The organism is Pseudomonas sp. GW821-FHT01D09 (assembly GCF_059422465.1).
This window is the reverse complement of sequence record NZ_JBWKWY010000006.1, coordinates 70682-83017: the sequence shown is the minus strand read 5'-3', so window position 1 is coordinate 83017 and position 12336 is coordinate 70682. Positions and strand designations below refer to the sequence as shown.

Here is a 12336-nt window from a genome sequence, read left to right as displayed (position 1 = left end):
TTGACATACACCGTGCCGGCGTCAAAGCTGCACCTAGCTTAAGCACGCCTTAGTGCGTCAATGCCCCAGGACATCGGAAGCCGCATGCCCAAGCCTAACAACAAAAACGTAGCCCACCGTGATTCACCCAATCGTTACCTATACCCCTTGCTGATTGCCGTTTTGCTGCTGGCCATGCTCGGGATCTGGCTGTTTCTCCAGGCCAGTACGCCCACCCCGCAGTTATTGGCCCCCACGCCGGTGGCCACGGTGGCCAAGCCAGTGGCGATGCCGCCGGCGCAGCTCGTGGACGAGCAACAATGCCAGGCCTGCCATCAGCCCCAGGCCCAGGACTGGCAAGGTTCTCACCATCAGTTGGCCATGCAGCAGGCGACGCCTGAAACCGTGCCGGCCGACTTCAACCATGCGTCGTTCAAAGGCGAAGGCGAAACCACCCGCTTTTTTCGCCGGGGCAATGAGTTCTGGGTCAATACCCCGGGTGCCGATGGCAAGCCTGGAGACTTCAAGGTCGCCTACACCTTCGGTATCACGCCCTTGCAGCAGTATCTGATCGAGGTCGGCGACGGGCGCTTGCAGGCCCTGGGCGTGGCCTGGGATACCGAAAAAAACCGCTGGTTTCACCTCTACCCCGGCCAAGGCGTGAACTTCAAGAACCCACTGCATTGGAGCCAACCCAACCAGAACGCCAACTTCATGTGCGTGGAGTGCCACACCACCGGCTACCAGCGCAATTTCGATGCCGTCAACAACCGCTTCGACAGCCAGTGGAACAGCCTCGGCGTCGGCTGCCAGGCCTGCCATGGCCCGGCGTCGAACCATGTGCAATGGGCGGCGAAAAAGGGTGACCTGCTGCATGCCGGCTTTGCCGTGGACTTGAAGGACAAGGACGCCAGCGTCGAACTCGAAACCTGCGCCCGCTGCCATGCGCGCCGGGCACCGTTGGGCGATGGCTATCGCGTGGGCAAGCGCTTGATGGACGACTACCTTCCCAGCGTCCTGACCCGCGAGCTGTATACCCTGGACGGCAAGATCAAGGATGAGGTGTTTGAACACGGCGCCTTCGCCCAGAGCAAGATGGCCGACAAGGGCGTGCGCTGCACCGACTGCCACAACCCCCATAGCAACCAGTTGAAGGCCCCCGGCAATGGCGTCTGCCTGCAATGCCACAATACGGCGGGCAAGACTGCTGTGGCCACGGTCGATGGCCGTGGGTTGCAGGCCAAGAACTACGAGGCGCCAGAACACACACGCCATGTCGCCGGGCAACCCGGGTCGTTTTGCGTCGATTGCCATATGCCCGGCAAGTTTTACATGGGCAATGACTTTCGCCATGACCACAGCTTCAGCCTTCCCAACCCCGAGCGCGCCGCCAGGCTCGGCACCCCGGACGCCTGCCTGACCTGCCACCAAGGCAAGGCCGGCGACAAGATCACTGCGCAATTCAAACTGTGGGACCACAGCCAGGCGCTCCAGGCCCCCCGCTACGACGAAAGCCTGGCACTGATTCGCGGTGGCCAGCCGGGGGCGGCGCAGGCGCTGTATGAGCAGTTGGCACGCAATAACCTGCCGGCTATCCAACGCGCCACGCTGCTGGTCGAGCTGCCCAACTACCCCAGCGAACAGGCGTTGAAGCTGGCAACCAAGGACCTGGGCCACCCTGCCCCGCAGGTGCGCGAGAGTGCGCTACGGGCGGTCAGCGCCTTCCTGCCACCCGCCGAACGCGTGGCGCTGTATGGCCCCTTGCTCAAGGACCCGGTGCGTGCGGTGCGCATCCTTGCCGCGCGGGATCTGCTCAGCGTCGCGGCCCAAGGCCTGGGCCCGGCCTGGGAGCAAGCCATCGGTGAATACGAAAACGTGCAACTCAGCCTGCAGGAACGCGCCGAAGCCAACCTCAACCTGGCCATGCTGTACCAGGCCAGCGGTCGCGCCGCTCAGGTCGAAGCCCAACTGCGCACGGCACTGCTGCGCGACCCGGACTTCTACCCGGCGCTGGTGACCCTCGCCCAGTGGCTGGAAGCCAACGGCCGGCGCGAAGAAGCCGGCCGCCTGTTGGCCGATCGCCTCAAGCAACACCCTGAGGCGGCGCTGCTGCAACATACCCAGGGGTTGATGCTGATTCGCCAGGGCAACACCCCGTCAGCACTGACGCACCTGCGCGAGGCCGCCCGCCTGGAACCGGACAACGGGCAATACAGCTTTGTGCTGGCGGTGGCGTTGCATGACGGTGGCCAGGTCGACAAGGCCTGCCAGCAACTGGAAGCCTTGCTGCAACGCCAGCCCTATAACCGCAATGCACGGTTGTCGCTGATCCAGTACTACCTGGAGAACGGCCAGGAACCGAAGGCGCAGCAGGTGATGCAGAGCTGGAAAAAACTCAACCCCACCGACCCGGCCTTGAAATAGCAACGCGCCGGCGGCAGGCAGAGGACTACCGCCGGCGAAACAACGGCCGCGGCTCAATCACCGAGCGGCCATAGCTCACACTCATGCCCGCCAGGCCCTTGAGCGCATCGGCGGCCGAGCGGTCCTCGCGCACGGCGAACCCATCGAAACCACACTGGCGCATATGGCTCAGTTGGTCGCGCAGCACATCCCCCACCGCCCGCAACTCCCCCTGCCAGCCCATGCGGGTGCGCAACAGATAGGCCTGGCTGTAGGCACGGCCATCGCGAAAGCTGGGGAAATCCAGGGCAATCAGCGGCAATGCATCCAGCCACGGTCGCAGGTGTTCCACGTCATCATCCGGGCCGAGCCACACCGCGTCCTGCGGTGGGTCTGGTGCAATGCGCCGGCTCAGCCACAGCGCCAGCGGCAGAATCAGCGCGCCCTCGGGCAGCGGCCCTTCGGCATCGCGCACCAGGGTCCAAGGGTCATCGTGCTTGATCGCCGCCACGCCCTGCTCCAGGCTCAATAGGTTGTTCATACCGGCTGCACCACGCTGCCATACACCCGCTCCTTGAACGGCTCCAGGCCGATGCGTTGTACGGTGTCGATAAAGGGTTCGTCGCTTTCCCGGTAGCGCACGTAGGTGGCGATCAGACGTGAGATCACATCCGGGATCTGTGCGGCACTGAACGAGGGGCCAATCACCTTGCCCAGCGCGCTGGCCTTGCCCTGCGCACCGCCCAGGGTGATCTGGTACCACTCGCTGCCGTTTTTATCGACGCCCAGGATGCCGATATTGCCGATGTGATGATGCCCGCAGGCATTGATGCAGCCAGAGATATTCAGGCTGATATCGCCCAGGTCATGCAGGTAGTCGAGGTTGTCGAAACGCTGCTGGATCGCCTGGGCGATGGGGATCGACTTGGCATTGGCCAGGGCACAGAAGTCGCCGCCGGGGCAGGCGATGATATCGGTCAGCAAGCCGATATTGGCGCTGCCCAGCCCCTGCTCACAGGCCAGGGTCCACAAGGCATGCAGCCGCGCCTTGGGCACGTCCGGCAGCACGATATTCTGTTCGTGGGCGATGCGGATTTCACCGAAGCCGAACTGTTCGGCCCACTGCGCCACGGCGTCCATCTGCTCGGCCGTCACATCGCCCGGCGGCGCGGCAATCCCCGGCTTGGTGGACAGCACCACACTGGTATAGCCCGGCACTTTGTGCGGCTGCACATTGCGGGTTACCCAGCGGGCGAAGGCCGGGCTGTCGGCCATGTGCGTGCCAAAGTCCAGGTCGGTATCGGGCAATGCCTGATAGTCCGGTGGCACAAAGGCTGCGGCCACGCGCTGGTACTCGTCCTCGGTCAGTTGCGCCGGGCCATCGCGCAGGTGCTGCCACTCCTCCTCCACTTCCCGGGAAAACGCCTCGATGCCCAGGGCCTTGACCAGGATCTTGATCCGCGCCTTGTACTTGTTGTCGCGCCGGCCATGGCGGTTGTACACGCGCAATACCGCCTCGACATACGACAGCAGGTGCTGCCAGGGCAAGCCGTCACGAATCTGCAAGCCCAGGATCGGCGTGCGCCCCAGGCCACCGCCCACCAGCACGCGCAACAGCATCTGGCCGTCGGCAGCCTGGTACAGGTAGAGGCCGATGTCATGCATCATGATCGCCGCCCGGTCCTGGCGTGCCGAGCAGATGGCGATCTTGAACTTGCGCGGCAAAAACAGGAACTCGGGGTTGATGGTTGACCATTGCCGCAGGATTTCTGCCAGCGGGCGCGGGTCCAGCAGCTCGTCGGCGGCCACCCCGGCAAAGGCTTCGGTGGTGATGTTGCGCACACAGTTGCCCGAGGTCTGAATTGCATGCATGTCGACTTCGGCCAGGCGCTGGAGGATGTCGGGCACCTGCTGCAACTCGATCCAGTTGAACTGCATGTTCTGCCGGGTGGTGAAGTGACCGTAGCCGCGATCGTAATCCCGGGCAATGCTCGCCAGGGTGCGCAGTTGCTGCGCACCGAGGGTGCCGTAGGGGATCGCCACCCGCAGCATATAGGCATGTTTTTGCAGGTACAGGCCGTTTTGCAGGCGCAGCGGCAGGAATTCTTCTTCGCTCAAGTCGCCAGCGACAAACCGTTCGACCTGGTCACGGAACTGCGCCACACGCTCGAAGACCAGGGCCCGGTCGTACTCATCGTACCGATACATCTCGCTACCTCATCATGGCTGACCGCGCTCGACGGCAGCGGTTTCTATGGGGGCGACTATGCACCTACAGCTCAAGACGTCACAGATTCAGCTAAAAACTAAAAAACCATATCAGCCATGGAATACCCCCTGTTTTAAGGGATAAATTCTGATCCGTATTAATGTAGTTTTTCTGAGCCTGTTTTGTTTTTCATGGATTTCCTACAGTGCCCGGGACTTGAAACCATGGAAGACTGACCATGAGCACAGCATCAACCGGGCAGGCCTATAACTACAAGGTCGTCCGTCAATTCGTCATCGCCACCGTGGTATGGGGCGTCATCGGCATGGCCATGGGCGTGTGGATCGCCTCGCAACTGGTGTGGCCGGACATGAACCTGGACCTGCCCTGGACCACCTTCGGCCGGTTGCGACCGCTGCACACCAGCCTGGTGATCTTCGGTTTTGCCGGCAGCGCGCAATTTGCCGCCAGCTACTACGCGGTACAGCGCACCTGCCAGGTGCGTCTGTACAGCGACTGGCTCGCCGCCTTCACGTTCTGGGGTTGGCAATCGGTGATCGTAATCATGCTGATCACCCTGCCCCTGGGCTACACCACCACCAAGGAATACGCCGAGATCGAGTTCTCCGGCGCGGTGTGGATGACTGTGGTGTGGGTGGCCTACGCCATCGTGTTCTTCACCACCGTGGTGCAGCGCAAGACCCAGCATATCTATGTAGGCAACTGGTTCTTCGGCGCGTTTATCGTGGTGATCGCCATGTTGCACGTGGTCAACCACCTGTCGATCCCGGTGGACTGGTTCAAGTCCTATCCGGTGTATTCCGGGGCGACCGACGCCATGGTGCAGTGGTGGTACGGGCATAACGCGGTAGGGTTCTTCCTGACCACCGGGTTCCTGGGGATGATGTATTACTTCGTGCCCAAGCAGGTCGGGCGGCCGGTGTATTCCTATCGCCTGTCCATCGTGCACTTCTGGGCGCTGATCACCCTGTATATCTGGGCGGGGCCCCACCACCTGCACTACACCGCGCTGCCGGACTGGGCGCAATCGCTGGGCATGGCCATGTCGCTGATCCTGCTGGCACCCAGCTGGGGCGGGATGATCAACGGCATGATGACCCTGTCGGGCGCCTGGCATAAATTGCGCACCGACCCGATCCTGCGGTTCCTGGTGCTGTCGTTGGCGTTCTACGGCATGTCGACCTTTGAAGGGCCGATGATGGCGATCAAGACGGTCAACGCCTTGTCCCACTACACCGACTGGACCATCGGCCACGTCCACGCCGGCGCCCTGGGCTGGGTGGCGATGATCACCTTTGGCTCGCTGTACCACATGATCCCGAAAATCTTCGGCCGCGAGCAGATGTACAGCGTACCGCTGATCAACCTGCACTTCTGGCTGGCCACCATCGGCACGGTGCTGTACATCGCCTCGATGTGGGTCAACGGCATCACCCAGGGCCTGATGTGGCGGGCGATCAACGATGACGGCACCCTCACCTACTCGTTTGTCGAAGCCTTGCAGGCCAGCCACCCGGGGTTTGTGGTGCGGTTTGCCGGTGGGGTGTTCTTCCTCGGCGGCATGCTGCTGATGGCCTACAACACCTGGCGCACCGTGCGGGTGGCCGACTTGAAGGTGGCGCAACGTGATGCGCAGATCGCCTGATGTGGGAGGTCATTTTTAACCTAGCGGCGGTGATCTGCCTGTATGGCGCCGTGGAATACTGCCTGCGGGACCAGTCTGGAGCAGAGCTGGATGAGGCGAGCCTGATTCCGTTCGCCGACGACCCGGAGGTGGCGCGGCGGGTGGAGTTGGCGACGGGCAAGCCGGTCAAGGCGGTGGCGCCTGAAGAGGCCAGGCCGGGCTGGGGTAATGTAGAGGTCTGAAGGTAAGTGTTGGGCTTGTGTGGGAGTGGGCTTGCCCACTCCCACATTGGCTTGGGGATCAGCCGCGCTCGCGCGGAATCAGGCTCTGCAACTGCAAGGCCAGGAAGTTGGCATCAAAGGCGAAGGTGTCCGGGTCTTTCAGGCCATTGGTTTTCTTCCACAGCCAGTCATCGGAGCCCGGCAGCAGTACCAGGGATATGCTGCCGTAACGGGCAGCGGTCAGGCCCATGACCGACAACGCAATCAACCCACCCACCCCCATCACCTCCGGCACGAACTCCACCGGTTTGCCGGCAATCTCGATGGTCAGCTTCTCGCTCTTGAAGGTCGAAGTCTCCACCGGCACGCTCGGGCCGGACGCCACATAGGCTTCACGCCGCACCTCCAGCAACCCATCACTCTTGACCGGCGCCAGCCATTGCTCGATGTGGCCATACAGCTCGGTGATTTTCCGGGTCCAGTGGGCAGACTGCACCTCGAACTGCTGGCGCTTGTGCGCTTCGCTGTCGGCGTAATGACGAAGCATCTCGCCCAGTTGCTGTACATCGTCCATGCGGTGTTCCTCGGGGGGCAAACAACGATCATGGCAGATGCAGCAGCGGCGCGTATGACTAACGCTCGCGTGTTGGGTAAGGTGTGGCTTTTGCCCCACAGCTTGAGGAGCTTTGCATGCGCACCATCGGCCTTATCGGCGGCATGAGCTGGGAGTCCAGCGCCGAGTATTACCGGATCATCAACCAGCAGGTACGCGACCGGCTGGGGCCGCTGCGCTCGGCACCGATCCTGCTGTACAGCGTCGACTTCGGCCCGGTGGAACAAGCCCAGCACGCCGGGCGCTGGGATGACGCGGCGCTGATCCTGCAAGACGCCGCACGCCGCCTGCAAGCCGGTGGTGCGGACTGCATCGTGCTGTGTACCAACACCATGCATCTGCTGGCACCGCAGATCGAAGCCTGCGTGTCGGTGCCGTTCCTGCATATTGCCGATGCGGCGGGCGCGGCGGCGGTGCAGGCCCAGACCCTGACGGTCGGCCTGCTGGGCACGGCGTTTACCATGGAACAGGACTTTCTCAAGGCGCGCCTGGCGGCCCAGGGCTTGCACGTACTGGTGCCCGACGCAGCAGAACGCTGCGCCGTGCACCGGATCATTTATGAAGAGTTGTGCGTCGGAGTGATCAGCGAAGCCTCACGCCAGATATACCAGCAGGCCATCGCCAACCTCGCGGCCCGTGGCGCCCAGGCGATTATCCTGGGGTGTACCGAGATCGGCCTGCTGATCAAGCCCGAGCACAGCGACCTGCCGTTGCTGGACACCACCGCGCTGCATGCGCAGGCTGCGGTGGCGTTTGCCCTGGGCGATCAGGCGGTCTGACGCAGGCGGGCCATGCTCAAGGCATCGACAAAGACGCCGTCACGCACGGCGTAATCACGCAGCCGGCCCTCGGTCTCGAAACCGAACTTACGGTACAGCGCCTGGGCCGGCTCGTTATCGGCGTACACCGTCAGTTCCACCCGGCGCAGGTTCATCCAGTTGTCCGCCACCTCCAGCGCCGCGCCCAACAACTGAGTGCCCACGCCCTTGCCCTGCCAGGCCACCGCCACCCCCATGCCAATGCCGCCGATATGGCTTTGCCGACTGCGCGCATATTGCTCCAGGGTACAACTGCCAATCACCTCGCCCGCCTGCACCGCCACCAGCCTGAGCAGTCGCTCATTGGTATCGGCCAGGCGCTTGCGCCACACCTCCAGTGACTGGAACGGCATCTGCAGCACCTGACGGCACACGGCCGGTTCGTTGTAGAGCGCACGCATGCCTTCGAGATGGGGTTCGGCAAAGCGCTGGATCACGATCTTGGGGTCAGGTGTAGGCATTGTGTTTCATCCTTTGAAAGACAAGTGGCCGGCCAGTGTAGGCAGCGATAGCGAGTGCTGTCATCCGCCACTGCGTTGCGCGCCCAGACGCCACACCCGTGCAATATCCGCCGCCCGCTCGCGCAACAGCCTCGGCGCTTCGCTGCAGGCCTGCTCCAGGCTCATCGGTCCGCCAGGCAAGGCGAACGCGGCGTCGACGCCATGGGCGTACATCTGCTCGTAACCCTCGCCCAGGGTGCCGGCGATCACGATCACCGGCACGCCGTGCTGTTTGGCCACCCGCGCCACGCCAAACGGGGTTTTGCCGCGCAGGGTCTGGGCGTCGAAGCGGCCTTCGCCGGTGATCACCAGGTCGGCGTCGCGCACGGCGTTTGCCAGGCCCACCAGGTCGGCGACCACCTCCACACCCGGGCGGAACCGGGCGCCGAGGAAGGCCTTGGCGGCGAAGCCCAGGCCACCGGCGGCGCCGCTGCCGGGCTCGTCGCGCACGTCCCGGGGCAAGACCTGGGCGCAGTGCTCGGCAAAATGGCCGAGGGCCTGGTCCAGTTGCTCGACCTGCTGTGGGTTGGCGCCTTTTTGCGGGCCGAAAATCGCTGAGGCGCCGTGGGGCCCGCACAGAGGGTTGTTGACGTCGGCGGCGATGTCGAAACGCACCTGGGCCAGGCGTGGGTCCAGTTGCTCAAGATTGATCCGTGCCAGGTGCGCCAGGGCCAGACCGCCACGTGCTAGGGCTGTGCCTTGGGCGTCGAACAGTTGCACGCCCAGGGCCTGCATGGCACCAGCGCCGCCGTCGTTGGTGGCGCTGCCGCCAATCGCCAGGATAATCCGCCGGGCCCCGGCATCCAGGGCGGCGCGGATCAGCTCACCGGTGCCGAAGGTGCTGCTGGCACAGGCATCGCGCTGCCCCGGCGCGACCAATTGCAGGCCACTGGCTTCGGCCATTTCGATGATTGCCGTGGCACTCTCGGCCAACCAGCCCCAACGCGCCTCAACGGTGCCGCCCAACGGGCCTTGCACGGTGCAACTGCGCAACTCGCCCTGGCAGGCCGCAAGGACCGACGCCACCGTACCTTCACCGCCGTCCGCCATCGGGCACTGGATCAATTCGGCCTGCGGCCAAACCTCAGCCAGGCCTTCGGCAATGGCCTGGGCCACGCCTTCGGCACTCAGGCTGTCCTTGAACGAGTCGGGGGCGATGATGACTTTCATGGGCTTTCTCCGGTTTTTATGACGCCCATGCTGCCAGTTGGCACCGGCAATGACGCCTGTCCGATGCACAAGCGTGGCTGGGGTTTGTTGTTCATTTCTACAAAAGTGCCGGCGCCTACAGGGATTGGGGCAACAGCTGCACCCCCAGGTACAGCGCGAGCATGCCGTCCAGGGTCAGGGGATCGACACCGCTCAGTTCGGCAATGCGCTCCATGCGGTAGCGCAGGCTATTGCGATGGATGCCCAGGGCGTCGGCGCAGGCCTGGCTTTGCCCATCGTGCTCGCACCAACTGCGCAGCGTGGCCTGCAGTTGGCCGTTGCTGTCTTTGGCCAGGACCTTGCGCAACGGGTTGAGCAACTCATCGAGGGCATCGTCGGTGCGATGGCGCCAGAGCATCACCGGCAAGCGGTAGCGATTGAGGGTCAGCAGGCGCGACTGGGGCAGTATGTCGCGGCCATAGGCGAGCAAGTCCGCCACGCGCCGATAACAGCGGCGCAAGCCGGCCAACCCATCGGCCTGGCCACCCACGGCGACCCGCAGGATGTTCCAGCCCGCAGCATCGAGTTTTTCCAGCAGGCGCGGGTTATCCATCGGCACCGAGGCCGGGCGGCACCACAACAACGAAAACTGTGCAGAACTGACGCACCAGCTGTCCGGGTAACGGGAGGCCAGCCAGGCCGCCAGGGCTTCGGCGGTCTGCCCCGGGCCCAACTCAAACAGATAGGGGGTGCGCGACAATTGCGGCTTGAGCCCCAGTTGCTGGGCCTCATCCACCAGGCGCGGCGATTCGCCGCTGTCGGCCAGCAGCAGCGCCAGCAGATCATCACAACGTTGGCGCCGCCATTGCTGCTCGGCCTGTTGATGGCGCTGGCTGACCAGCATCTCGGCGGTCATACGCACCAGTTCGGCATAGGTGCGCAGCAGTTGCGGTTCCCCACTGATGCCCAGCACCCCGATCAGGCGCTGGTCATGCAGCAGCGGCAGGTTGATCCCCGGCGCCACGCCCTTGAGGTGCTTGGCGGTCTGGCTGTCGATTTCCACCACGCGACCGTTGGCCAGCACCAATTGCGCGCCCTCATGGCGGGTGTTGATACGCTCCGGCTCGCCGCTGCCAAGGATCAGGCCCTGGCTGTCCATGACGTTGACGTTATAGGGCAAAATGGCCATCGTGCGATTGACGATGTCCTGCGCCAGGTCATGATCGAGCTCGAACATGGGGCTAAATTCCTTGAAAGCGCTGCATTAAGCGATTGGTCAAAGGCACAGCGCAATGGATGGATCGCTGTGCGGGGGCACAAAGACACGGCACCGTCCCGTGACCGAGACTCTTGGGGCGATCAACGTTACCCGCGCATCGCGAAAAATCATAATAAAGAGAGAACACCATGTCACAGAGCGCCGCCGCTACCCTGGCCAACGATGACGACAAAAACGCCGTCTACAAGCGCATCACCCTGCGCCTGATCCCCTTTATTTTCATCTGCTACCTGTTCAACTACCTGGACCGCGTCAACGTCGGCTTTGCCAAGTTGCAGATGCTCGACGCCTTGAAGTTCAGCGAGACCGTGTACGGCCTCGGTGCCGGGATCTTCTTTATCGGCTACGTGCTGTGCGGCGTGCCGAGTAACCTGGCGCTGACCAAGTTCGGTCCCAGGCGCTGGATTGCGCTGATGATGATCACCTGGGGCACCCTGTCCACCTGCCTGTTGTTTGTGACCACACCGACCCACTTCTACACCTTGCGCCTGTTTACCGGGGCCGCTGAGGCGGGCTTCTTCCCCGGCGTGGTGCTGTACCTCTCGCAGTGGTTCCCGACCTTCCGCCGCGGGCGGATCATGGCGCTGTTCATGTCGGCGATCCCGGTGTCGGGCCTGCTCGGCAGCCCCTTCTCCGGCTGGATCCTCAACCACTTCGCGGCGGGCCAGGGCGGTCTCGCGGGCTGGCAGTGGATGTTCCTGCTGCAAGGTGTGCCCACGGTGATCCTTGGCGCCCTCGCCTACTTCCTGCTCAGCGACAGCTTTGCCAACGCCAAATGGCTGACCGCCCATGAACGCGCAGTGCTTGAAGCCGACCAGGCCACCGACCTGGCCAACAAGCCCAAGACCACTACCGATTCGCTGCTGCAAGTGTTCAAGAACCCGGCAATCTGGGCCTTTGGCCTGATCTACTTCTGCATCCAGAGCGGCGTGTACGCCATCAACTTCTGGCTGCCGTCGATCATCAAGAACATGGGCTTTAGCGATAACCTGGTAATCGGCTGGCTCAGTGCAATTCCGTATTTGCTGGCGGCAGTGTTCATGCTGGTGGTGGGCCGCTCGGCCGACCTGCGCAAGGAGCGCCGCTGGCACTTGGTGGTGCCGATGCTGATGGGCGCTGTCGGCCTGATCATCGCGGTGAACTTCGCCACCACCCCGGCCATCGCGATCCTCGGCCTGACCATCGCCACCATGGGCGCCCTCACCGGCTTGCCGATGTTCTGGCCGGTGCCCACCGCTATGCTCAGCGCCGGTGCTGCAGCGGGTGGCCTGGCATTGATCAACTCCATGGGCCAGATGGCGGGCTTCTTGAGCCCGTACGTGGTGGGTTTTGTGAAGGATGCCACCGGGTCAACCGACCTGGCGCTGTACCTGCTGGCGGCGGTGATTGTCGCGGGTAGTGTGCTGGCGTTGCGCATGACCCGTACCCTGAAGGCCTGACACGGCACAAAAAATGTGGGAGCGGGGGGGGGGGGGGGGGGGGGGGGGGGGGGGGGGGGGGGGGGGGGGGGGGGGGGGGGG

Annotated in this window: 11 protein-coding genes; 5 read left to right on the top strand and 6 right to left on the bottom strand. The window is 63.6% G+C overall.

The window, feature by feature from the left end; translation table 11 throughout:
• The first annotated feature begins 84 nt into the window (after window positions 1-84).
• Window positions 85-2403 carry a tetratricopeptide repeat protein gene (locus AC07W7_RS08905; protein WP_495039136.1) on the top strand — a complete coding sequence of 773 codons (2319 nt, stop codon included), beginning with the start codon at window positions 85-87 and terminating at the stop codon, window positions 2401-2403.
• Between the two features lie 25 nt (window positions 2404-2428).
• Here the strand turns inward: AC07W7_RS08905 and AC07W7_RS08900 are convergent, their stop codons facing one another.
• Window positions 2429-2923 (bottom strand): DUF934 domain-containing protein, encoded by a 495-nt coding sequence (locus AC07W7_RS08900; protein WP_076960821.1) that lies wholly within the window; start codon window positions 2921-2923, stop codon window positions 2429-2431.
• A complete protein-coding gene (locus AC07W7_RS08895) occupies window positions 2920-4590 on the bottom strand; it encodes a nitrite/sulfite reductase (RefSeq protein ID WP_169866594.1) in 1671 nt (556 codons plus the stop codon). The genes AC07W7_RS08900 and AC07W7_RS08895 overlap by 4 nt, the downstream gene beginning before the upstream one ends.
• A gap of 239 nt (window positions 4591-4829) precedes the next feature.
• Here AC07W7_RS08895 and ccoN point away from each other — a divergent pair, with 239 nt between their 5' ends.
• Together ccoN and AC07W7_RS08885 are read left to right on the top strand one after the other, a co-directional pair.
• Window positions 4830-6257 carry a cytochrome-c oxidase, cbb3-type subunit I gene (gene ccoN, locus AC07W7_RS08890; RefSeq protein ID WP_197881707.1) on the top strand — a complete coding sequence of 476 codons (1428 nt, stop codon included), beginning with the start codon at window positions 4830-4832 and terminating at the stop codon, window positions 6255-6257.
• The gene (locus tag AC07W7_RS08885; protein WP_495039135.1) at window positions 6257-6478 is read left to right on the top strand and encodes a cbb3-type cytochrome c oxidase subunit 3; all 222 of its coding nucleotides are present in this window, start codon (window positions 6257-6259) and stop codon (window positions 6476-6478) included. The genes ccoN and AC07W7_RS08885 overlap by 1 nt, the downstream gene beginning before the upstream one ends.
• Before the next feature lie 58 nt (window positions 6479-6536).
• Here the strand turns inward: AC07W7_RS08885 and AC07W7_RS08880 are convergent, their stop codons facing one another.
• Window positions 6537-7031, bottom strand: a complete 495-nt coding sequence (locus tag AC07W7_RS08880) for a hypothetical protein (protein ID WP_495039134.1) — start codon at window positions 7029-7031, stop codon at window positions 6537-6539.
• A gap of 116 nt (window positions 7032-7147) precedes the next feature.
• Between AC07W7_RS08880 and AC07W7_RS08875 the strand changes: the two genes are divergently transcribed.
• Window positions 7148-7849 carry an aspartate/glutamate racemase family protein gene (locus AC07W7_RS08875; RefSeq protein WP_495039133.1) on the top strand — a complete coding sequence of 234 codons (702 nt, stop codon included), beginning with the start codon at window positions 7148-7150 and terminating at the stop codon, window positions 7847-7849.
• Here AC07W7_RS08875 and AC07W7_RS08870 read toward each other — a convergent pair.
• The 3 genes from AC07W7_RS08870 to AC07W7_RS08860 form a co-directional block, all read right to left on the bottom strand.
• Complete coding sequence (locus tag AC07W7_RS08870) at window positions 7837-8349, bottom strand: GNAT family N-acetyltransferase (RefSeq protein ID WP_076960811.1); 513 nt, start codon at window positions 8347-8349, stop codon at window positions 7837-7839. The genes AC07W7_RS08875 and AC07W7_RS08870 overlap by 13 nt on opposite strands.
• Before the next feature lie 60 nt (window positions 8350-8409).
• On the bottom strand, window positions 8410-9558 hold the full coding sequence (locus AC07W7_RS08865) for a glycerate kinase (RefSeq protein WP_495039132.1): 1149 nt from the start codon (window positions 9556-9558) through the stop codon (window positions 8410-8412).
• A 115-nt stretch (window positions 9559-9673) separates the two neighbouring features.
• The gene (locus tag AC07W7_RS08860) at window positions 9674-10774 is read right to left on the bottom strand and encodes a sugar diacid recognition domain-containing protein (RefSeq protein WP_169866647.1); all 1101 of its coding nucleotides are present in this window, start codon (window positions 10772-10774) and stop codon (window positions 9674-9676) included.
• Window positions 10775-10944: 170 nt separating this feature from the next.
• Between AC07W7_RS08860 and AC07W7_RS08855 the strand changes: the two genes are divergently transcribed.
• Window positions 10945-12255, top strand: a complete 1311-nt coding sequence (locus AC07W7_RS08855) for an MFS transporter (protein WP_076960806.1) — start codon at window positions 10945-10947, stop codon at window positions 12253-12255.
• The last annotated feature ends 81 nt before the right edge of the window (window positions 12256-12336 follow it).